This window comes from Porphyromonas cangingivalis (assembly GCF_900638305.1).
GTDB lineage: Bacteria > Bacteroidota > Bacteroidia > Bacteroidales > Porphyromonadaceae > Porphyromonas_A > Porphyromonas_A cangingivalis.
Genome location: NZ_LR134506.1, coordinates 1,118,746 through 1,141,763, shown reverse-complemented (window position 1 = coordinate 1,141,763; position 23,018 = coordinate 1,118,746). Strand labels below are relative to the sequence as shown.

Below are 23,018 nucleotides of genomic sequence, written 5' to 3'. Positions count from 1 at the left end.
GGTGTGACTTTTACTGCTTGGCTGGAAGGCCGAGGATGCGACGAGCTTCCGCAGGTGTCGCGATCTCTCTACCAAGTTCTTTGGCAATGCGTACGACCTTTTCTACGAGTTCGCCATTGGACTTTGCAAGTACACCCTTTGAGATGTATAGGTTGTCCTCGAATCCGACACGGACATGACCACCCATGACGATTGCTGCGGCACCGAGGGTAAATTCGCTACGACCTATACCTGTCGCTGTCCATGTAGAGCCTTCGGGGATGTTGCGCACGAGCCAAGCGAGGTTCTCTACCGTCGCAGGAGTACATCCGGGGACGCCGAGTACGAAGTTGAACTGCATCGGTGCACCGGGGACTTCGCCCTTCTTTGCCATGCGGACGATGGTGTCGAGGTGTCCCATCTCGAAGCACTCATATTCGGGCTTGATGTTGTTCTCTATCATCCTCTTTCCGAAGGCTCGCATCATAGGCATGGTGTTCTCAAACACCTCGTCGCCGAAGTTACAAGTACCACAGTCGAGTGTCGCCATTTCGGGGAACAGCTCGGTAGGCTGGAGTCGCTCCTCTGCAGTCATACCCACTGCACCACCTGTAGATGGGATGAGGATGACATCGGGTATCTCCTTGAGTATCGCATCGATACACTCTTTGAAGCGTTCTTTGCTCTGTGTGGGCGTCCCGTCGTCCTCGCGCACGTGGATGTGTACCACGGCTGCACCGGCATCGTATGCGCTTTTCGCTTCACGTACGATCTCTTCTACGGTGTAGGGGACAGCAGGGTTTTGTTCCTTGGTGACCTCTGCGCCGCAGATAGCGGCAGTGATGATTAGCTTTTCCATAGTCTGTCGGTGTTTATATTATTTGCGTTGGCATTCTTTTGGCACGACACAAGTACCGCTTGCACGGCACACGACGATAGGCTCTTCGAGGACATCGGCAGCCGAAGCGGAAATGTCTGTACGAGGGCGGATGACCTTCTTCGCTTCGAAGACCATCTTGCGAGAAGTGTTGCCGACCTTGGTGATCTCACCTGTCGCTTCGATGTAATCGCCGGCGAATACAGGGTTGAGAAACTCGACATTGTCATAAGCCACGAAGAGACCTTCGTCACCATCCTGGGCGATAAGGAGTTCGGTCGCAACATCACCAAAAAGCTGAAGCATCTTGGCACCATCGACCAAGTTACCACCGTAATGAGCATCAGCCGAGCTCATACGTAGTCTAATCATTGATTTCATATTCTTATAGGGTTGAAATTAATTATGTTGCACGATTTTGTCCACCATGATGTGTGGGGTGTGGATGGACTCCACGGAGATCTCACCGGCAGGGACGATGTGCTCGATCTCTGCGATGACAAGGTCGGCTGCCATGGCCATAAGGGGGTTGAAGTTCTGCATCGTACCCATATATACAAGGTTGCCATATTCATCACCCTTGGTAGCATAGACAAGTGCTGCATCAGCACGGAGCGGAAGCTCCAAGAGGTACTCGACACCATCGATGGTCATCGATTGCTTGCCTTCGGCTATGATGGTACCTACCCCCGTGCGAGTGAGGACACCGCCGAGACCCGAACCACCACAACGGATACGTTCTGCGAGTGTCCCCTGTGGGACGAACTCGATCTCTATATCTTTATTATTGTACTTTTCTCCTGTGACAGGATTGGTACCGATATGAGTCACGATGAGCTTCTTCACCTGGTGGTTTGCCACGAGCTTGCCCAGTCCCTTGTCGGTGTAGCTGGTGTCGTTTGCAATGATGGTGAGGTCCTTGAGTCCTACACGGACGATCTCGTCAATAATGTTTTCAGGCGAGCCATTTCCCAAAAAGCCGCCTATCATGAGAGTCATGCCGTCACGCAGCATGGAGACCGCCTCTTGTACGGTAGTTTTCTTATCTGTCATTGTAGCAATTACAATAGTCCCTTTCACGGAGGGTGGGTTAATACATCTGTGTCTTTTCATTATCCATATTCCCTTTCACCGAAATAGAGATAATAGTGTGGCAAAGATAAAGATTTGTCTTTGCTTTCCAAAATAGTTTGATAGGAAAAGAGAAATTTTTCTCTTTTCTCTCTTTTTGATTTTATTTATATTCCCTTAAGATGCCCATTGGATTTATGTTGTTTTGTTTTAAGTATTTGATTTATAGTATTCTGTGTTCTGTCGTGATGAGACGTTTGTCATATTTTTATCTTGTTGTACAAAACAAACTGTATAACTTGCTGTCTCGTGTCGTTAAACAGAAAGGTTTCTGTGGCGTGACAGAATTTGTTCTGATGTAAGGACAGAATTTATTCTGTGGCTCGACAGAAAATAGGTGACCCCAAAGAGGGGCTATCGGCTTTCGAGAGCTGTCGCCACGTGATAGAATATCAATGGGGAAATAATTCTGCAATATGTTTGGTTTGTAATGAAAAAAAACTAACTTTGCCCTGAAAGACATTGCAAAGAATCAGTGTTTTTGTAGACTTTTTCTTTTGAAGGGAAAGGTGTCGTGACTAAATAATCATCAAACACATTTATATCGCTTTAATATGGCAACTATCGATCTAAACAAGTATGGTATCACAGATGTGAAGGAGGTCGTCTACAATCCTTCGTATGATATACTTTACAATGAAGAAACCAAATCAGATCTCAAGGGATTTGAAGTCGGGCAGGTCACCGAGTTGGGGGCTGTCAACGTCATGACTGGTGACTATACAGGACGCTCACCGAAGGATAAATTCTTCGTCATGGATGACACCACGAGAGACACGATCTGGTGGACTTCTCCGGAGTACCCCAACGACAACAAGCCCGTGACCGAAGAGGCTTGGAAGGAGATCAAAAAGATCGCTACCAAGGAACTGTCAGACAAGAAGCTCTTTGTGGTGGATGCGTTCTGCGGAGCGAACCCCAACTCTCGCCTCAAGTTGAGATTTATCATGGAGGTGGCATGGCAGGCACACTTCGTGACCAATATGTTCATCCGTCCGACCGAGGAGGAGTTGAAGAACTTTGGTGAGCCTGACTTTGTAATTATGAATGCTTCGAAGGCAAAGGTCACCAACTACAAGGAACTCGGTCTCAACAGCGAGACTGCCGTCGTCTTCAACCTTACCGAAAAAGTACAGGTGATCATCAACACTTGGTACGGTGGTGAGATGAAGAAGGGGATGTTCTCTTACATGAATTACCTCCTTCCACTCAATGGCATGGCCTCCATGCACTGTTCGGCAAATACAAGCATGGATGGTAAGGAGACTGCGATCTTCTTCGGACTATCGGGTACAGGTAAGACTACCCTCTCCACAGATCCCAAGCGTCAGCTCATCGGAGACGACGAGCATGGGTGGGATGATGATGGTGTATTCAACTTCGAGGGTGGTTGTTACGCTAAGGTGATCAACCTAAGCAAGGAAAATGAGCCTGACATCTACAACGCCATCCGTCGCGATGCCCTTCTCGAAAATGTCACGGTGGACAAGGATGGTAAGATCGACTTCACAGACAAGTCTGTGACCGAAAATACCCGTGTCTCTTACCCTATCTATCACATCGAAAACATCGTCAAGCCGGTATCCAAGTCGGGGCATGCTCAGAAGGTGATCTTCCTCTCTGCCGATGCGTTCGGGGTGCTTCCTCCGGTATCTATCCTCACTCCTGAGCAGACAAAGTATTACTTCCTCTCCGGCTTTACGGCAAAGCTTGCCGGGACAGAACGTGGCATCACTGAGCCTACACCTACATTCTCGGCTTGTTTCGGTGCGGCATTCCTCTCCCTACATCCTACAAAGTATGCTGAGGAGCTCGTGAAGAAGATGGAGGCAAATGGCTCGACTGCTTATCTCGTCAATACCGGTTGGAACGGTACAGGCAAGCGTATCTCCATCAAGGATACCCGTGGTATCATCGATGCCATCCTTGATGGTTCGATCGACAAGGCAGAGACTAAGTCAATCCCATACTTTGACTTCAAAGTCCCAACGGCTCTTCCCGGTGTGGATCCTACGATCCTCGATCCTCGTGACACTTATGCAGATGCTGCTCAGTGGGAACAAAAGGCAAAGGATCTTGCTCAGAGATTTATCAAGAACTTTGATAAGTTCACGGGCAATGAAGCCGGAAAAGCTCTTGTGGCTGCAGGTCCGAAGCTCTGATTCAGAAGGACAACTCATGCAATAAACAAAGGTCGTCTACGGAAATGCTCCGTAGGCGACCTTTGTCGTTCTCTTTCGTTCGTGGATGACAGCAAAAAATAAGGTCACCCATAAAAGTATTATGGATGACCTTACTATATTGTTGTCTTTGGATCAGCTTATCCTCGTAACAGAGTGATCAGCTCTTCGAAAGTGCAGCTCTTTTGTTCGCCGGTCTTCATGTCTTTGATCGTGATGGTGTTGTTTGCCATCTCATCCGCTCCTATGAATGCAACGTAGGGGATGCTGAGCTGATCTGCATAGTTCATTTGCTTCTTCATCTTTACCGACTCGGGGTAGAGTTCGGCAGCGATGTTGGCTTCACGGATCTTGTAGAGTAGGGGTAGAATGTACTCTTCCTCTTTCTCTCCGAAGTTGACAAACATCAGTCTCGATCCGCCCTTCGTTTCCTCGGGATAGAGGTCAAGGGTGTTGAGGACATCGAAGATGCGATCCGCACCGAAGGATATACCTACGCCCGACATGCCTTTTTCTCCGAAGACTCCGGTGAGGTCGTCATAGCGTCCACCGCCCGTGATGCTCCCGATCTGTACATCCAATGCTTTGACCTCGAAGATCGCACCGGTGTAATAGTTGAGACCTCTGGCGAGCGAAAGGTCTAATTTGACCTCATTTTGAAGAGGTATGAGATCGAGCTTGCGCATGATGTATCGGAGCTCTTCGATCCCCTTCATCCCCACTTCGGAGGATTTGAGTGACTCTTCAAGGGTGGTCAGCTTCTCGGTATTTGTCCCCGATAGTTCGAGGATCGGCTTGAGGCTTGCGATAGCCCCCTCTGTAAAGCCTTTGGCGAGGAGCTCCTGATGTACGCCATCCCAACCTATCTTGTCCAGTTTGTCGATGGCTACGGTAAGATCCACGATCTTATCTTCGGCACCGATGACTTGTCCGATGGCTGTGAGGAGCTTCCTGTTGTTGATGAGGATGGATACGCGGATGCCGAGACGACCGAATACCTTGTCAATGATCTGGATCAGCTCTATCTCGTGGAGGAGTGAATCGGATCCGATGACATCTGCGTCACATTGGAAAAACTCGCGGTAGCGACCCTTTTGTGGGCGGTCAGCTCTCCACACAGGTTGGATTTGATACCTTTTGAATGGGAATGTCAGTTCGTTTTTGTGTTGGACGACAAAGCGTGCAAAGGGTACGGTCAAGTCGTAGCGTAAGCCTCTGTCGCAAGCTCTTGCAGCAAACTCGGTCGGAGTGATCGTCAAGAGTTCGTTGCGATCGAAGTCCTTGAGGCTGTCGCCCGAATTGAGGATGCGGAAGAGGAGCTTGTCGCCCTCCTCGCCATACTTTCCCGTGAGGGTGGAGAGGTTCTCCATAGCAGGCGTCTCGATCTCTCTGAAACCATACGACTTGTAGACCTCTCTGATCGTATTGAATATATAGTTTCTCTTCGCCATCTCTTCGGGCGAAAAGTCTCTTGTCCCTTTAGGTATGGATGGTTTTTGTGCCATTCTTCAGGATGTGTTAGTATTTGTTGTATGATACCACTTTATCTGTGGGTTTGCGGACTTTTTTCTTTTCATCTTCGAGGGAATAGCCCAGAGTGATGATGATAGGTATCCTTTTACCCTTCGGAATCTCCAGTGTCTTACGTATTTTCTTCTCGTCACACCAGCCGATGAGACAAGTCCCGAGTCCCTCTTCGGTTGCCGCAAGCACCATGTGTTCGGCTGCTATGCCGATGTCCAAGTGGGCGAAGTGCTGTCCCAGCAGCCATCCACCGATGCGCGAAGCCACATTGACTGGTTCTTCCACGATGACGATGAATGCCGGAGCAGTTGCCGCAAACTTGTTCATGGTGCCCGTTGCCACCGAAGTCAGAGCTGCTGCGACCTCTGCACACTTGTCCTCTTCGTCCACAACAACGAACTTCCACGGCTGTGCGTTGCAAGCCGAGGGAGACAAGCGTCCTGCTTCCAAGATTCGGTCGATGATTTCACGAGGGATCTTTCTTGTCGGATCATACTTTCGATCGCTTTGTCTCTTACGGATGAGGTCGTAGATGCTCATGTCTTTTTGCGGATGGGGGCGATTACTGTACAAACTCCATCATGCGAGCGAGGTATTTGCCCACGATGTCAAATTCGAGGTTCACCCTTTTGCCCACCTCAAGTGTGCAGAAGTTGGTATGCTCCAAGGTATAGGGGATTATCGCCACTCTGAACGAGTTTTTTGTCGAGTCGCATACTGTGAGACTCACGCCATTGACGCAGACAGATCCCTTCTCGACGGTTACATATCCCTTGCGAGCCATAGCATTATCTACTTCGTACTCAATCGTAAAGTAGGTGCTGCCATCGGCATCTTCGATCTTTGTGCAAAGACCTGTGGTGTCCACGTGTCCTTGGACGATGTGCCCATCGAGACGCCCGTTGACAGGCATGCTACGCTCGAGATTGACCTGATCGCCCACCTTGAGGTCGCCGAGGTTTGATCTTTCGAGGGTTTCTTTGATGGCTGTGACGGTGTATTCGGTCTTGTCGTCCGATATGTGTACCACGGTGAGGCATACGCCGTTGTGTGCCACGCTCTGATCGATCTTCAGTTCGTCCACGAATGGGCAATGTAACGTCAAGTGTACATTGTCGTTATCTTTCTCTGTATTGATCGCACGGACTACAGCCGCGCACTCTATGATTCCAGAAAACATGATTGATATGATTTTATGTTATTTATATACTCCTAACTTTCAAAGTTAGCGAATATTCCGCACATGGATGGGCGTAAATGGAGCCAAAAAGTATTGAGGCGTAAAAAAAGAATGAAGGCTTTGAGCCGATTTCATACGAAATTCATTTCTCAAAGCCTTCCGGGGGGAGGGGAGGTTCCTGGCGGACTCGAACCGCCGTAAACGGTTTTGCAGACCGGTGCCTAACCACTCGGCCAAGGAACCAAAACTTGATCACCGTGAGGGTCTCCTAACGGTTTTGCAAAGGTCGTACAAAAAAATGAATAATCCAAATAAATGAGTGACTAATTCGTTTGTGCAGACATCTTGTGCGTTATATCTCTCGAGGGACAATTGTGTATTCGTCCGAGGATGACTAATTTTGCCACTACATCACCATTAGATATTGCAAATCATAATGATACAATCAGATATGGAGATATGCTCGGCTCTTGATTTCGAAGGTGGTCGGGCCTTGATCTCCGGCATCGCAGGGACAGGTAAGACGGAGATCCTCAGACAGAGGTCATTGATAATGAGGGAGAAGTGTGGATTTGAACCCGTAAACTCCCTCAACCTCTCTATCGGGAGAGTCGATGAGGGTGCGAGTGGGGATTTCTTGTCGTTTGTCGACTTTTGCCATCGTTTTTTGTCTGATCATGCTCTCTTATCTCCTTCTGTCTCGCGGCTGAATGAGTGTGACAAGTTGGAGATTATCTCCCGACTCTCTCGACTTGAATATCGTCCTGAGGAGATCAGGGCGATCACTGACTGCGCCTGCATGATCCGAGAGAAAGAGCTTGGCCTGCCCGAAGGACTGCAAGTGCATCGCCATGCCAATCTTCGTTACAGAGGTCTGGCATCCTCATATATAGATCACAAGAAGGATAAAGGTCTTGTCGATGACGACGATCTTTTGATGGAGACTTGTGTCGCTCTCTTGCGTGCGGGAGACGGTGATCGGGCTTACCCGACTTACGATCGGATATATGTGGATGATGTGCAGGATGCTTCTGCTCTCCATCTTGCCATCATAGAGAAGTTGGCGACGGCGGAAGGAGTGACAGTGCTCTTCGCCGGAGACGAAGGGCAGAGACTTTCCTCCGATGCCGACAAGCGGCCTTTGGTCGAAGTGCTTGGGGTGGATAAGGTCTTCGAGTTGACCCACAATCGTCGCTCGTCCCCCTCACTGGCGCAGATGCTTTCTGCGTATAGGGGGGCTCTCAAGAAGGGAGCTCTGTCATGTCGGAAGGAGGAGCGGAACTGCCGATTTTGGCCGCTACTCCGAGTGAGGAGGTGCAGGAGAGTATTGTGGCAGTCTTCGTGCGGCAGTCTCTCGTCATATCCGATCATAGGGTGGCGGTTTTGGCACGAACAGACGGAGAAGTCCGACGACTTGCTCAAGTGATGGAGAGGCATCACCTCCTTTCGGACAGGCTGACCCTCTCTACCGTCCGTGAGGCCGGTCGTCAAGACTATGACCACGTGGTGGTGTACAATGTCGCTGATGGCGTCTATCCCTATGGTCCGACTTCGGCAGAGATGGATGCACGCGAACTCTATGTCGCAATGTCGAGAGCCAAGCAAGGGTTAGTGCTGACTTACACAGGTGAGCTTTCACCTTTCGTATCCATGCTCGATCCTCGACTTTTTTATTCCATGGGTCAGGCACAGATGAATAAACTCCTCCGTATGGAAGCGATGTTTGTCAAGTTCGGCTCCAAGTAAATTGGCTCTTTCGGTATAGGACAGGGTGTTTGTGTTTCGTTTTAACTTTTATACGTTCAGATATATCCGTTCGGCTTGAGGGGTACGCCACAAAGACGGTAAGTGGGCATAAATCAAAATATGTACTTCATATCGGAGTCGCTTCAAAAAAGTCGTAAGATTCGATGGCGAAAGTCGTAGAGCTTGATGACGAAAGTCGTAAGATTCGATGACGACGGTCGTGAGAGGTAATATCCACTCTTGGTAACTATCTGATATGCTTGTTGTTCTAAGGGGTGATGTGTTATGACTTTTCCTTACATCACACTCAGGTGGTATATGGTTGATCCATAGGATTTTTACTATAATTACATCAATGGTAATGTGAACTTAGGTGCTGTCCTTACGAAAGAGATTGTTCAAAGCCGGACTCAATATAGACTATCTCAAAAAAAACTACTCCAAATTTAATGCGGTTGCCTTGCTCCGGTACAATTGTTCTTCATCCTATCGCTCTGAATTTGTACTTGATACTTGAATCTGCACAAGGTGAAAAAATGATATTTTTTTTGTTTTATGTGTATTTCTTATTAAATTGGATTGTCGGTACGGGCGGGGTCTGTCACTAACGCTGCAAATCAACTACAATGAGAGATAAGAGGAAATATATAATCGCATTTTTCGCGTCAATAGCGCTTGCAATGGTGCTTACTTGGTTTTCCGAGACAACCATATTTGGTGAGGACAAAGATGCCGTATTTGCCGGTGTTGCTTTCTCGATGTTTTTTTCACTTTTAGTATTCTTGCTTCCCTCGGATAAGAGAGGGTAGTGTCGTTAATCCATATCAGCGTGAGAGGGTGTTGACAGTGTCGGGACACCCTCATTTGTTTTTTTTGATTTGTCTCTTGCCTACGATGAAGGTCGTGAGAGCTTTGTACATATATTGATTGTTTGATTGATCCCGAAAGTGTGGATTTTGCTCTCGGATAAAAGCCGAGATTGATACCTTTTGCCTATCTTTGTGGAGTAAGGTCATGGCAGAAACACAATAAGAACACAACCCATGTCATCGACCGAAGAACATAAGTAACAAGACCAAACTATAAGATGAAAAAAGTAGACGTCCTCCTCGGACTACAATGGGGAGATGAGGGTAAAGGTAAGGTTGTCGATGTGCTTACCCCACACTATGACTTGATCGCACGCTTTCAGGGCGGTCCCAATGCCGGACATACCTTGGAGTTTGACGGAAAGAAGTATGTCTTGAGGTCCATACCTTCGGGTATCTTCCAAGGCGGAAAGATCAACGCTATAGGTAATGGTGTTGTCTTGGATCCGCTACTCTTCATGGAAGAAGCAGAAGGGCTCGCAAAGTCCGGCATCAACCTCAAGGAGCGTCTCTATATCTCTAAGAAGGCTCACCTCATCATGCCGACACACCGCCTCCTTGATGCTGCCAACGAAGCACGCAAGGGAGATGCCAAGATCGGTACTACAGGTAAGGGCATCGGTCCTACTTATACCGACAAGGTGAGTCGCAACGGCTTGCGTGTCGGGGATATTTTGTCCGACTTCGAGGCTAAGTATGCCAAGGCAAAAGCGCGCCACATCGATATCCTGTCGTCTATGGGTGAAGTGGCGGACTTCTCCGAACTCGAAAAGGCTTGGCTTGACTCTATTTCTTACCTCAGGGAGTTTACGCTCATAGATAGTGAATATTATATCAATGATATCCTCAAGGCGGACAAAAGTGTCTTGGCCGAAGGGGCACAGGGGTCTCTCTTGGATATTGACTTCGGATCTTATCCGTTCGTGACGTCGTCAAACACCGTTTCGGCAGGTTGCTGTATAGGTCTCGGGATCTCGCCACGACATATAGGTAATGTGTACGGTATCTTCAAGGCTTATTGTACACGTGTCGGTGCGGGTCCTTTTCCTACCGAACTGTTTGACGAAATCGGTGAGACCATGTGCGACAAGGGTAGGGAGTTCGGCTCCGTGACCGGTCGAAAGCGTAGGTGCGGATGGCTCGACCTCGTGGCGCTCAAGTACACTACTATGCTCAATGGTGTGACAGACCTCATCATGATGAAGAGTGATGTCCTTGACGACTTTGAGGAGATCAAGGTTTGTGTCGCCTATGAGATCAACGGAGAGAAGACCGAGCACTTCCCATTCGACACGACAGCTGAGATCAAGCCCCTCTACAAGAGCTTCAAGGGGTGGCAGACCGACATGACACAGTGTTGTGACGAGGCAGACTTCTCCGAGCCGTTCAACGAATACATCCGCTTCATCGAGTCTTACCTCGGTGTGCCCATTTCTATTGTTTCGGTCGGCCCTGATCGCAAGCAGACGATCGTCCGAAAGAAGTGATGGGATTTGTACAACTTTATTACTCATCAACAAAACAGCACTCAAAAATCAATGATTAATATCTGGTGGCTCATGCTGATTGTCCCGATCATAGGGGCTATAGTCTCGATGAGACTGCAAGCAAAGTTTAAGAAGTATTCGGCTGTGCCTCTGGCAAGTGGCATGACCGGCAAAGAGATTGCCGAGAAGATGCTTGCCGACAGTGGCATCACCGATGTGCGTGTGATATCCACTAATGGTATGCTTACCGACCATTATAACCCTGCAAACAAGACCATCAATCTCAGTGAAGGGGTCTATGCGGTCAATAGCGTTGCTGCGGCTGCTGTCGCGGCTCATGAGACAGGTCATGCCATACAACACGCAAGGGCTTATGCCCCTCTACAGATGAGATCGGCACTCGTGCCTATTGTCTCTTTCGCTTCAAACATTGTGAATTGGGTTCTTTTGGCCGGCATTGTCTTGGTTAATAGCTTCCCGAGCTTGTTGCTCATCGGTATCATCCTCTTTGCGATGACCACGCTCTTCAGTTTCGTCACTCTCCCCGTCGAGATCGATGCAAGCAAGAGGGCTTTGGTCTGGCTCAAGCAGGCCGGTGTGACTTCACCACAGCAACAACCCATGACATTTGATGCCCTCAAGAGCGCAGCTTACACTTATGTCGTCGCTGCACTGGGGTCTCTCGTCACACTCCTATATTATGTGTCGGTCTTCCTCGGACGAAGAGATTAAGGCAAAGTATGCAATAATTAACATTATCTAACCTGCCAATACAAAAAGTCAGGAAAATAGTGTATATTTGTAGGCAGACTGGATTGCAAACAATATAATAACACCAAATACGAACTACTATGGAAGTAAAGAAATCCAAACAAGCTAACTTGGAGAACAACAAGCAGCTCTATTTCCTTATGGGTTTGGTCGTTGCGCTGGCTGTTGTCTTTACGGCATTTGAGCTGGGGCAAAAGGAGATTAAATTCCAAGACATCAGCAGTAATCAGGTTGTCGAAGAGATAGAGAACATCGAGATCACTCCTCCCGATGACAATCAGGCTCCACCTCCACCACCGCCTCCTGCGCCTGCAATCGCTGAGGAAATCAATGTCGTGGAAAATGATGTGAATATCGAGCAGGTCGAGATCATCTCTACCGATGACAATGAGAACAAGCAACAAGCAATCTTTGCTCCCCCTTCTGCCGGTACAGGTCGTGCCGAAACAGTGCAGGATGATCAGATTTTCGAATTCCTTGAAGAGATGCCTGAGTTCCCTGGTGGTGAGACTGAGATGATGAAGTTCCTCTCAAAGAATGTCGTCTATCCTACGATTGCATCTGAAAACGGTATCCAAGGTCGTGTCATGGTCGGGTTCGTCGTTGAGAGAGACGGTTCAGTGTCCGATGTGAAGGTGCTCCGTGGTGTGGACCCATCACTCGACAAGGAAGCTATCAGAGTCGTGAAGTCTATGCCTAAGTGGAAGCCCGGTATGCAGACAGGTAAGCCTGTGCGTTGCCGCTTCACAATCCCCGTAAACTTCCGTTTGAGATAATGAGATAGTGTATCTCCTGCACTTCGGTGCATTCATACATAATATAAGAGCGGTGCCACAACCATAAAGTTGTGACACCGCTCTCTTTTTTCTCTCCGTTCATATTGCGTTAAAAGGACTTGTGAAAGCTGGGCAGAGATGAGTATGATGATTTAGGCACTGATGTGTGCCCAATGAACGGCACACGTGTATTCGGCACATATATTCCATCCTCTTTTTGAGGTACTTTGATTTGTTTTACTTCTTTGAAGATAGTCGTTGTGGTGGTCACCCTCTTTCCACAGCATTAGCTCTATCTGCCTGTTGTAGCTTTTACTTTTTTGAGTGGGACGGTATTGTTGTTTGATTTCTCTTTTGTTGATCTTTTATCTTCTTTATTATCTTATTTATAATATTCATTCGTTTACTATATTAGCATTGGAAGTAAGGCGAAAATTAGAAGAAAATATAGTAATGCTCTAAATACGCTTCTTCTAATGAGAAAATATGGCGAAAAACAGTTTATTAATTATAATGATTGTTTTTATAAAATAAAATGTATACATTTGTGCCAACAATGCCATATTTGTATATAGAACTTTCTATAAATCACACTTTACTAAAATATATTTCATTAGATCTTATCGTATGATTAGACGTTTTTTTGTTGCTGTTTTATTGGTGACAGCATTGGTATTCTCGTCTCATGCTCAGAGGTTTGTTGTGAAAACAAATTTGCCCTACTGGGGTATCATGAGTCCTAATGCCGGATTGGAGTTTAGGATGGGAAAGAAGTTTACTTTTGATGTCAATGGGGGAGGAAATCTGTTTCGTCCCATTGATGGTAAGCAATTCAAGCATTGGTTTGTTCAGCCGGAGTTGCGCTATTGGTTTTGTGAGTCATTTAATGGACACTTCTTGGGCATTCATGGCTCTGGAGGGCAGTACAATGTTGGAGGTTGGGACATCCCGATAGGGGACTTGAAACATCTCAAGGATTATCGCTACCAAGGGTCTTTTTATGGTGGAGGACTGACTTATGGGCATCAGTGGTACTTGGGTAGTCGATGGAATCTCGAACTCAGTATCGGTGCGGGATATCTAAGGATGTACTACGATAAGTTCAGATGTGCCAACTGTGGCTCTAAACTCGATAGTGGTAAGAAGGATTACTTGGGCGTGACCAAAGCGGCCTTGTCTCTGATTTATGTAATTAAATAAGAATACGACAGTCATCATGATTAGAAGATTAGTAATACTATCGTGCTTGTTTTTGTTTGTCTCAGCGGCAGTTGCACAAGAGAAATATAAGGAGCAGATCCAATTCAAAGATCTGTCTATCGAGAGACTTGGTGATAAAGTAGGCGTGGCCGTCAATGTCGATGTGTCTCAGCTTATGCTGGGGCGTGATCACGCCGTAATCATCACACCGATCATTCGCTCCAATCAGACGGGGGATGCCTATGAGATGAAATCTCTACTCGTCAATGGTAGTCGTAAGCAGAAGTTTTATGACAGGGCTGTTGTCACCGGTGACTTGAAATCCTTCGGTGTGCCTAAGGACTTGATAGCCGTGAAGCGTGTCAATAACTCTGAACAGCAGATATCCTACTATGAGCGCGCGCCCTTGCAAGGATGGATGGAAGATGCATCTCTTGAAGTAAAGGAAACTGTCATCGGCTGTGCTTCGTGCGGAATATTGACCGATATACTTCTTTTGAAGGATCATCTATTCCCCATGTATATAGAGCCTAAGTACGAGCTCACATACATTGTGCCTGAGGCCGAGACAATAAAGAGACGCACGGAGCGTTTCAGTGCATCTTTTGGTTATGTGGTCAATCGGACAGAACTTAGAGCTGACTTCGGAGACAATGCCAAGGAGTTTGCTCGCGTGGACAAACTCGTGAAGGATCTCAAAGATGACAAAAACATCACTGTCACCGATATCGTCATCGATGGCTATGCTTCTCCTGAAGGTGGTTATAAGCATAATGTTTACTTGTCTAAGGGAAGAGCTGAGTCTTTTGCCTCTTATCTCACCGGTGCTCATGCTCTCGATAAGAAGATGTTTGTGGTGAATTGGCATAGTGAAGATTGGGATGGCTTGAAGAGGGCTGTCGAAGCATCATCTTTTGACAATAAAGAGGAAATCTTGGCCATCATCAATTCGAATGTGGAGCCTGATCCAAGAGAGGCCAAGCTTAAGAAACTCAAAGTTTACACAACACTCCTGAGAGATATCTACCCATCTCTTCGTCGTAATGACTGTGCCATCGGTTACACTGTGCGTGCTTTCAATCTCAAAGAGGCTCGATCCATCATCAAGGTTAAGCCACAGCAACTCAGTCTCAACGAGATGTATCTCGTTGCTCAGTCTTATGGTGTAGATACACCTGAATTTAGGGAGGTTTTTGATGTTGCAGTAAGGATGTTCCCACAAGAATCTGTGGCCATCATCAATGCTTCGGCGGCTGACATCGAGAGCGGAAATGTACAGGTCGCTCTCAACAGACTCGTCAAGATAAACGAAAATCCAAAAGCATGGAACAATCTTGGTGTTGCTTATGCCCGTGAGAGGGATTGGGCTTCGGCAAAGAAGTATCTCAATAGAGCCATTGCACAAGGTGATGCCTCTGCCCGACATAACTTAGAAGAAGTGAATAAACAAGAAGCACAGGAGGCTAAAGGCATAAGGAAGAATTAATCGGATTCGTATTTGACAAATATAATAACAACAGTAAATTATGAGGTTTCTTAAAGTTTTTGTGGCAACAGTGGTTGCCTTGGGTGTGATTGCGTGTAGCAAGGAAAACACTCCGAACAATACTACCATTGATGAAACAATCGGTGATGCTTACATGGCGGTCGGCTTCAGAGTTCCCGAAGGTCCGAGCGTAAGGGCAGCTGCTATTCCTACCGAGCCGGGAACTCCGGCAGAAATGACTGTAAATAATGTTCTTGTCGTTCTGTATAGTCAAGAGACAAGTTTGGTTGAATACGCTTGGGAATTGGATGCGAAAAGAACCGGCGCAGAGGATCAGGCTTTTACCGGGACAGATGTCTTTCCGGGATATGGGCAAGACTTGCCAAACGTGGGAACAGGTGTGCCGACCAATAGCTCTTTCATCTCTGTGGCAAGAAAGGTCAAGAAGGCGGACTATCATGTTGCCATCTTCTTGAATCCTAATGCAAAGATCAAAGAAATTACAGCTGTCGGAAAGAATAAGTCAGAGTTGGACGCTCCTGTAACTGCAGATATCATTAATGCACAGGTCGGACAACCCATTCTTATGAGCAACGAACAAGGTCTTATTCCTGTGCCAAGTACAGCTCTAAAGCCAACTGCTGATGAGGCACAGAAGAATCCTATCAAGGTCATTGTCGATAGAGCTGTTGCCAAGGTGACTCTTATCGGAGAAGCATCATACACCAATACTATTGGAGATAAGGTCAGTGATGTAGAGTGGATCCTTGATGTGACCAACAAGAAGACTTATTGGATGCGAAAACTTGCTCCACTTCTTTCGGGGACACAGGAGGTCCTAAACGATGGATCTTCTCGCCAATCTCGTTATGCAATCGACCCTAACTATAATGGCGAGTATAATACTTTGACAGCAAATGATTTGGGTGAAGAGTTCAATTATATTGATCTTAACAGTAATCCGACATTTAATTCAATCTCTGTCATTGGGGGAGAGTCAAAGTTTGCATACGCTCTTGAAAATACAATGGAGGCAAGCAAGCAGTTCCTTGTCGCAACTACACAGATCATCATCAAGGCAACTTACACTCCAAAGGATCTTACTAAGGGTCAGACTTGGGTAAACTACCGTGGTAAGAAGATGCATTTGACAGACTTTAATCAAAAAGTACAACAAGCACAAGCTCATGATGCAACTGACCATGGATTAGGGATGCCTGACGGCTTTGTTGCCGAAATGAAAGGAAAAGGTGATTTTGCAGATGAAAGTCTAAAAGAACCAAACCTCAGTATCTACAAAAATGGTCTTTGCTATTATCGTGTGCCCATTCGTCACTTCTCTGATGATTTGGTCGATACCGTCATGGGCTATGGTCGTTACGGTATCGTAAGAAACAACGTGTACAACTGCACACTTTCTGAGATCAAGATCCCCGGAGAACCCAAGATCACTCCTCCTACACCAACCACTCCCGATGACAAGAAGAATGACTATGTCTCTTTTGATGTTCGAGTGAATCCATGGGTCTCTCGTACTCAAGATGTAGAATTGTAATCTATAAAGATATAGACTTATGAACGCTATTTTTAGATCAATCATCGTAATGGTAATGGCTTTTTCGGTCGTTGCCTGCAATAAGGATAATACCCCCAAGGGTGATGACCAAAACTCCGGGGATGTCTTTGTATCTTTCGGCGTAAATATCCCGGCTGCGTCCTCTCTGAGAGCTGAAACAGAGGTCGGAACAGAGGCAGAGAATAAAATATCCAAAGTCCTCGTTGTCCTCTACAATGCGACAACCAACGATGTCGACTACAACTTCTCTTTTGATATCAAGTATAGTGGCAAGAGTGGTGAGAACTTTGTCGGGAATGATATCTCTAATGCGACTTCTGCGACTTCAAGCCGATTTGTGACCGTTGCTCAGATGGTCAAGAAGCAAGATTACAAGATTGCAGTCTTCTTAAATCCTACGGCTCGTATTCTCGAAGCGACTCAAAAGGGGCGTCGTGCCACTGAGCTTGATGCAGTCCTCGGTAAGGATGATCTACTTCACAATGATGGGCACATACAGATGACCAATGAACAAGGTCTAGTGAGTATCTCAAGCTCGGCCTTGAAACCCTCTGTCGCAGAGGCGGAGGCTGCACCTGTACGTGTGACTGTAGACAGAGTTGTCGCAAAGGTTGTCGTAAACGGTGAAGGTGTCGTTGCAAAGACCGTAGGTGATGCTGTAAGTGATTTGGAATGGACGCTTGATGTGACCAATAAAAAGAGTTTCCTTATGAGGAAGTTTGCCCCCCTTGGTGGTACACTCACGATGGAAGCACAGGGGGATAATTCGGACCGAGCCATGCGCTATGCAACGGATCCTAACTTTGACGGTAATTACGACACAATGAGCTCTACTGATCTTGCGGCAGAGTTTGATTACATCACGGTACCTACTTCGTTGGTCACTGCGAACGCCACGACTGCAATGTATGTCCTTGAGAATACTATGGCGAAAGAGAAGCAGTACACTGTGGCGACAACACAAGTTTTCTTGAAACTTGTCTATACCCCCTCAGGACTGCAGAAAGGCAAAACTTGGGTTCTTTACAGAGGTAAGAAGATGCACCTTGATGACTTCAATACAAAAATCCAAGAGGCAAAGAATTCCGGTGCTACAGATGCTTCTTTGGATATGCCTACCGGATTTGTTGATGAAATGAAGACAAAGAGTGCCTATCCTGATGAGGCCTTGAAAGAACCCCATTTATCCATATTCAAGGATGGTGTATGTTACTATCGAATCCCTATCCGTCACTTTGGGGACAATGTCAGTCCTGACAAGATGTCTTATGGTCGCTATGGCCTTGTCCGCAATAATGTCTACACTGTTAATATCAAGTCTGTTTCGATCCCGGGTGAGCCTAAAAATACACCTCCTGATCCAAATACGCCTGATGATAAGAAGGATACATACATTTCCTTTAATATATCTGTGAACTACTGGTACATCCGTACTCAAAATATATCTCTTTAAGGTGCTGAAAGTATAGGAGATGCTTCTCTTCGACAAGATTGTCGGAGAGAACGTCTCGATACCTTCGAGTGGGGACATGACTATATCTCCCGTAGGCGGATCTTCTTCTCTTTCAGACACAATTTGTGCTCTTCGAAAGAAGAGGTGAAGTGTGTCGGAGTAGGGCAAAAAGTTTTCTGTCCTTGGTCAGAAGACATTCTGTCTTTAGTCAGAGGACATTCTGTTGCCGGACAGAATCCGTCCCATCGATAACTTTTAAGAATAAAGGGTACAGTGTCCTTATAGTGAGAGTAAGGTCTCTCCTAAGAGATCGAATAAAATTTTAATCGCATAATGAAGTTAATCAGAGGCCTCGTCGCCATATTATTCATATTACTTCCACTTTCGTGCAAGCAAGATATGCTATCCTCTTCCGAATCTAAGGGGGAGAAGGCTTACATGGCTTTCAAGGTAGGTATCCCTTCGGTGAAAGGTAAATCCTCCGGAAGACCCATGCTCCGACAACACTTGACTGATAGTGAAGAGAGTAATGTCAAGGCTGTCTATGTCGTTCTCTATGACAAGGAGACGGACAATGTCGTTTTGACCAAGGATCTTCGGATCAGTTCGGATATAGATGAGATCGGTGGTGATGATGTCAGTACCGTGCCTGAGTATCGCAGTCCCGACAGTTTTGTTACTGTGGGGATTGAAGTGCCCAAGCATGATTACAAGGTATTGGTGTTTATCAATCCTATTCAGGAGATACGAGAACTGACCTCCGTCGGTAGACCTTACTCTGCGATCCTTGACCCGGTCGATGCCCGGTTGATCATCACTCCTACGACTTTCCCTGAGTTTGTGATGTCCAATGCTCAAGGTCCTGTGGAAGTACGCAAGGTCGATCTTCATAGCTCGACTCTTGAGGCTGAGAAAAATCCCGTGACTCTTGCGGTCGATAGAATGCTGGCCAAACTCTCTATCAAGAAACATCAGGATGGTCTTGTGGTCAAGGAGGGTGTCAAAGTGAAAAATATAAATTGGTCGGTCGATGTCACCAACAAAAAGAGTTATCTGCTACGAAAGCTCGGCAACCTTTCTACCGGTGTGGCGGAGAAGCTCGGCGATACTTCAGCGAGAGAACAGAGGTACGCCGTAGACATGAACTTTGATGAGGATTACTCTGCAGCACGATGGCAAGATCTTTCGAACGTCTTCAAGTATAGGACAGACTATGAGACCTCAGATCTAACTCAGTTTTCCCCGATAGCCGAGGAGGGACAAGAGTATCGATCCATTTATATCCCTGAAAACACAATGGCTGCAGGGAGACATTATCCCGTATCTACGACCTCTGTCATTTTTGCTATGGAGTATTATCCCGCTAATATGGAGGAAGGGAAGACATGGGTAAGCTACAAGGATCAGTACTTCTATAGCTACGAAGTGTTTAAGAAGATGATCGACGACATCAATAAGAATGAGGGAATGCTTCCTGGAGCACCTGAAGGCTTCGTTCAGGAAGTGATTCAGAATGCTCCTTATGAAGAAAAGGCGCAGATCAAAGGAAATGTAAAGATCTACTATAAGGGCAGGGTGTTTTACCGTGTCCCCATACAGCACTTTGGTAGGGGGCTTACTTCCGGTCCGGATGCCTATGGTTATTACGGTATCGTACGTAACAATGAATATACGGTTAATCTTAAGGCCGTCCTTGAGCCCGGAAAGCCCTTTATCCCAACACCCGATCCCGAAGATCCCGAACCGGATAAGCAAAATATTGTATTCAATATCAGTGTAGAGCCTTGGACTGTACGTAAGGTCTCACACGATTTGTGATATGGACAATTCTTTGACGATGGCTAATACCAAAGTATAACAAGAAAATGATGACTCTCAAGGTCTTGATGTAGATCCTTGACAGACTCAAAAACAACAAATAATAAGAGACATGCAGAATAAAGTTTTTAGAACAACCGGTCTTCACCGCTTTTATGGACTTATACTCCTTGCTTCATTTTTGTTGGCAGGGTGCGATAGCACGCTTTTTAATGATCCGGTGCCATGTACTTTCCGTTTGAAGTTCAAGTACGACTTTAACATGAAGTATGCCGATGCCTTTGCGAACGAAGTGGACTATGTCGATGTCTTTGTATATGAGGCAGAGGGGAGTTTCGTGACGAGCAAGAGGATCGAACGCTCACAGATGACAAGTGGTAATACTGCTGTGCTTGATCTCATTCCGGGTAAGTACACCTTTGTCGTTTGGTCGGGACTGAAAGATCAATTGTACAAGACCACTCCACTTACTGTCGGTAAGTCAAAGATTGGTGATTTTCGTCTCAACGTGAATACAAAGGACGGAGCTACTTTGAAGCAAGATCTGACACCGCTTTTCCATGGAATATTGGAGAATGTCGTTGTCACCGGAGAGGAGCACCAAGAGGCTACTGTCTCCCTCATGAAGGATACCAATAAGATCCGTTTTGTGATCTACTCAGACAATCCTGATCAGTTGTTACCTTCTGTGGTGAACTATGATATCCGCCTTGTAGCACAAAATGGCACTCTTACGGGAGCAAATGCTATTGGCACTGACGAGTCTACAGTTTATCTCCCATACGCTGTCGGAGACTTTGGAAGTGATTTGAAAGGTGCCAAATATCCGGGAGCATGGTTTGAGGTGTCAACGTTGCGCCTTTTGGCTCAGAGACCTACTACGCTTGTCATCACAGACAAGGTGACAGGCAAGGTGTTGCTTAACTGCGATATCAATCAGTTTTTGAGTGAGATGCGATTTGTCAGCCAGATGAAGATGCCTCTTCAGGAGTACTTCGACAGAGAAGACAGCTATCGTATTGTCTTCATCATTGGCAAAGATGCTGATTTCTTGAGCTTCTTGGTTGAGGTCAACGGTTGGTTGATCCGTAAGCAATCGATCAATATTGTGGGATAAGTTTCCAACCTATGATAGTGTAATAACTCTAATGATAATCAAGGTAAATATCTAATGAGTATACGACAATATATATTACAATGGTCATGGTTGTCACTGCTGTGCCTCGTTATTTTCTCTTTGTCTTCATGTCGGACAGAGAGGGAGGTAAGGGGAAAGCAGGCTGATGACTCTATGGTCTATCTGAAGTTTGCTTTACGAGCAAACCCGGACCCGAATGCTCAAGACGAAAGTAAGATCTTGAATATGTACGTCCTCGTTGCGAGCTCCTTGGATGGATCCGTCGTTTACAAGAATAACGTTAATCTCTCTGATAACGGTACACACATGGTGAGTGATGCCATAAAGCTCCCCAAAGGTACGTATGACTTCTACTTCTTTGCCAATCAAGAGGCTATGGGTGCTGATGTCACTAATGCTCTTGGAGCGATGAGGTATATTACAGAGTTCGATACGAATGATGTTTTTCGCAAGATCAAATATGTCGGTGATGTATTTGCCATCCGACCCGAAGGCATTGCGATGTCAGCAAGATATAAGAGTGTTGCTATTCCTGACGAAGACTATACCAACCCCGGCAATCCATGGTGTTTTAATCCTCAGGGACATCCGACAAGCAAAGACTATGTCATCAAGATGCTTAGAGCTTATGCTCGGGTTGATCTTGTCTTCAAAAATGACCCAAGGCTTTTGACTGTCCCTGCGCCTGCCACTCCTTACAAGGAGATTACAAGCATTGAGGTGGCTAACATCCCACAGTATTATTCCGTACCTCCATACGATCATGATTTCTTGACTGCTTATACAGGAGTAAGTGATGCCACATTCTCTTTCTCATGGGACAAAGCAAAGTTGACACAAAAGGGCTTCAAGTACGACACTGAAGAGATTGGTAAACTTACTTTCTACATCCCTGAGTTTATCCATTACAAGGCTCAAGATCTAGAGAATGCTGTAAAGATCACCATAAAGGGCGAGAATGAGTTGAACAAGACCTTCAAGCTCACACACGAAACGTATGATGACTACAATCAACAAGGTTATAGAGATTTGGAGCATACATTGCTTTCTCCCAACGCCATCTTGCGTAACACCCACTACACTGTCGAGTTTACGATAAGGCCTGAAAATCCATCGCAACCAGATAATAATGATGTCAGGATAAAGGTCAAAGAGTGGGAGACGGTCGAGTTTACGCCACCACCTTTTGGTTCATTCTTGCATGTCCCTGATCAAGTCATCTTTATAGGTAAATTAGAAGATGCTGAAGAAGATTACTATATCCCTTATTACAGCAGTCATCCTGTTGGATTAGGGGATATCGATCCCCTCGATACTGCTCCTTGGATCAAGCAGTTGAAACTCCTCAACCGAGATAAACAAGAACTATCAGGGGATACACAAGGCTATATCTATGTTAAGGTGGCTAAGAAGTGGGATCCCGATTCTGGTAGAAATCTAAGCAGACCATATAACGTCCGATTGCATAGCAATCATTCTGCGGCCTCAGATGACGAAGTTGGGGCTTTCGAGGTACTTGTCAGACTTTATCTAAGGTCTCCTCAAGAGGGAGATATCCCTTTCTGGCCACCACCGGATGATCCTGACCCTTATCCCAATCCGATTTAAGAATTGGTCGTGTTTCATTATAGGATATTACTGTTTTTAGAGACTTAGCTTGCAAAATACAAGGCAAATAACGCTTTATGTCAATATACTTACACATGATACGTAAAAGTTATTTTTTATCCATCTCTTGGAGGACGATCGTAGTAATGATGTTATTTCTACTTCCTCTTTCCGGATGCATGGATACTTATGAACCGGATCAAGGAACTTCTTCCGCTG

The 23,018-nt window shown here is 46.2% G+C and carries 20 protein-coding genes and 1 tRNA gene; 14 read left to right on the top strand and 7 right to left on the bottom strand.

The window, feature by feature from the left end; genetic code table 11:
• Positions 1-10: 10 nt before the first annotated feature.
• From kce to EL262_RS04760, 3 genes are read right to left on the bottom strand one after another with little or no spacing between them, the layout of a single operon-like run.
• Positions 11-838: a 3-keto-5-aminohexanoate cleavage enzyme gene (gene kce, locus EL262_RS04770; protein WP_036845416.1), complete on the bottom strand. Its 828-nt coding sequence runs from the start codon at positions 836-838 to the stop codon at positions 11-13.
• 18 nt (positions 839-856) lie between these two features.
• A complete protein-coding gene (kal, locus tag EL262_RS04765; protein ID WP_112319186.1) occupies positions 857-1,237 on the bottom strand; it encodes a 3-aminobutyryl-CoA ammonia lyase in 381 nt (126 codons plus the stop codon).
• 18 nt (positions 1,238-1,255) lie between these two features.
• On the bottom strand, positions 1,256-1,909 hold the full coding sequence (locus EL262_RS04760) for a CoA transferase subunit A (protein ID WP_025837038.1): 654 nt from the start codon (positions 1,907-1,909) through the stop codon (positions 1,256-1,258).
• Positions 1,910-2,541: 632 nt separating this feature from the next.
• On the opposite strand from EL262_RS04760, the gene pckA reads away from it, so the two are divergent.
• Positions 2,542-4,149 (top strand): phosphoenolpyruvate carboxykinase (ATP), encoded by a 1,608-nt coding sequence (gene pckA / locus EL262_RS04755; protein ID WP_025837040.1) that lies wholly within the window; start codon positions 2,542-2,544, stop codon positions 4,147-4,149.
• A 158-nt stretch (positions 4,150-4,307) separates the two neighbouring features.
• On the opposite strand, the gene hisS is transcribed toward pckA, so the two are convergent.
• From hisS to EL262_RS04735, 4 genes are all read right to left on the bottom strand, one after another.
• Positions 4,308-5,672 carry a histidine--tRNA ligase gene (gene hisS / locus EL262_RS04750; protein ID WP_078735589.1) on the bottom strand — a complete coding sequence of 455 codons (1,365 nt, stop codon included), beginning with the start codon at positions 5,670-5,672 and terminating at the stop codon, positions 4,308-4,310.
• Between the two features lie 13 nt (positions 5,673-5,685).
• Positions 5,686-6,231 (bottom strand): nitroreductase family protein, encoded by a 546-nt coding sequence (locus EL262_RS04745; RefSeq protein WP_025837042.1) that lies wholly within the window; start codon positions 6,229-6,231, stop codon positions 5,686-5,688.
• A 22-nt stretch (positions 6,232-6,253) separates the two neighbouring features.
• A complete protein-coding gene (locus tag EL262_RS04740; protein ID WP_025837044.1) occupies positions 6,254-6,871 on the bottom strand; it encodes a riboflavin synthase in 618 nt (205 codons plus the stop codon).
• 172 nt (positions 6,872-7,043) lie between these two features.
• Positions 7,044-7,114, bottom strand: a tRNA-Cys gene (locus EL262_RS04735).
• Positions 7,115-7,307: 193 nt separating this feature from the next.
• Between EL262_RS04735 and EL262_RS10040 the strand changes: the two genes are divergently transcribed.
• The 13 genes from EL262_RS10040 to EL262_RS04680 all read left to right on the top strand — a co-directional run bounded on the left by EL262_RS10040 (position 7,308) and on the right by EL262_RS04680 (position 22,799).
• The gene (locus tag EL262_RS10040; protein WP_164715434.1) at positions 7,308-8,297 is read left to right on the top strand and encodes a UvrD-helicase domain-containing protein; all 990 of its coding nucleotides are present in this window, start codon (positions 7,308-7,310) and stop codon (positions 8,295-8,297) included.
• On the top strand, positions 8,255-8,617 hold the full coding sequence (locus EL262_RS04730; protein WP_164715433.1) for a 3'-5' exonuclease: 363 nt from the start codon (positions 8,255-8,257) through the stop codon (positions 8,615-8,617). Before EL262_RS10040 ends, EL262_RS04730 begins: the two co-directional genes overlap by 43 nt.
• 626 nt (positions 8,618-9,243) lie before the next feature.
• Complete coding sequence (locus EL262_RS10035; RefSeq protein WP_025837048.1) at positions 9,244-9,426, top strand: hypothetical protein; 183 nt, start codon at positions 9,244-9,246, stop codon at positions 9,424-9,426.
• Between the two features lie 278 nt (positions 9,427-9,704).
• Positions 9,705-10,973: an adenylosuccinate synthase gene (locus tag EL262_RS04725; protein ID WP_036852592.1), complete on the top strand. Its 1,269-nt coding sequence runs from the start codon at positions 9,705-9,707 to the stop codon at positions 10,971-10,973.
• 51 nt (positions 10,974-11,024) lie between these two features.
• Positions 11,025-11,705: a zinc metallopeptidase gene (locus EL262_RS04720; RefSeq protein WP_078735587.1), complete on the top strand. Its 681-nt coding sequence runs from the start codon at positions 11,025-11,027 to the stop codon at positions 11,703-11,705.
• A 119-nt stretch (positions 11,706-11,824) separates the two neighbouring features.
• Positions 11,825-12,520, top strand: a complete 696-nt coding sequence (locus tag EL262_RS04715) for an energy transducer TonB (protein ID WP_025837050.1) — start codon at positions 11,825-11,827, stop codon at positions 12,518-12,520.
• A gap of 627 nt (positions 12,521-13,147) precedes the next feature.
• A complete protein-coding gene (locus EL262_RS04710; protein WP_078735586.1) occupies positions 13,148-13,720 on the top strand; it encodes a DUF3575 domain-containing protein in 573 nt (190 codons plus the stop codon).
• A gap of 16 nt (positions 13,721-13,736) precedes the next feature.
• Positions 13,737-15,206 (top strand): DUF3868 domain-containing protein, encoded by a 1,470-nt coding sequence (locus EL262_RS04705; protein ID WP_025837051.1) that lies wholly within the window; start codon positions 13,737-13,739, stop codon positions 15,204-15,206.
• Positions 15,207-15,246: 40 nt separating this feature from the next.
• The gene (locus tag EL262_RS04700) at positions 15,247-16,761 is read left to right on the top strand and encodes an Mfa1 family fimbria major subunit (RefSeq protein WP_025837052.1); all 1,515 of its coding nucleotides are present in this window, start codon (positions 15,247-15,249) and stop codon (positions 16,759-16,761) included.
• A 19-nt stretch (positions 16,762-16,780) separates the two neighbouring features.
• Positions 16,781-18,235: an Mfa1 family fimbria major subunit gene (locus EL262_RS04695; protein ID WP_078735585.1), complete on the top strand. Its 1,455-nt coding sequence runs from the start codon at positions 16,781-16,783 to the stop codon at positions 18,233-18,235.
• 333 nt (positions 18,236-18,568) lie between these two features.
• Complete coding sequence (locus EL262_RS04690) at positions 18,569-20,053, top strand: Mfa1 family fimbria major subunit (protein ID WP_025837060.1); 1,485 nt, start codon at positions 18,569-18,571, stop codon at positions 20,051-20,053.
• A gap of 112 nt (positions 20,054-20,165) precedes the next feature.
• The gene (locus EL262_RS04685; RefSeq protein ID WP_025837062.1) at positions 20,166-21,170 is read left to right on the top strand and encodes a FimB/Mfa2 family fimbrial subunit; all 1,005 of its coding nucleotides are present in this window, start codon (positions 20,166-20,168) and stop codon (positions 21,168-21,170) included.
• A 174-nt stretch (positions 21,171-21,344) separates the two neighbouring features.
• Positions 21,345-22,799, top strand: coding sequence for a FimB/Mfa2 family fimbrial subunit (locus EL262_RS04680; RefSeq protein WP_025837063.1), 1,455 nt, complete (start codon positions 21,345-21,347; stop codon positions 22,797-22,799).
• Positions 22,800-23,018: the final 219 nt, after the last annotated feature.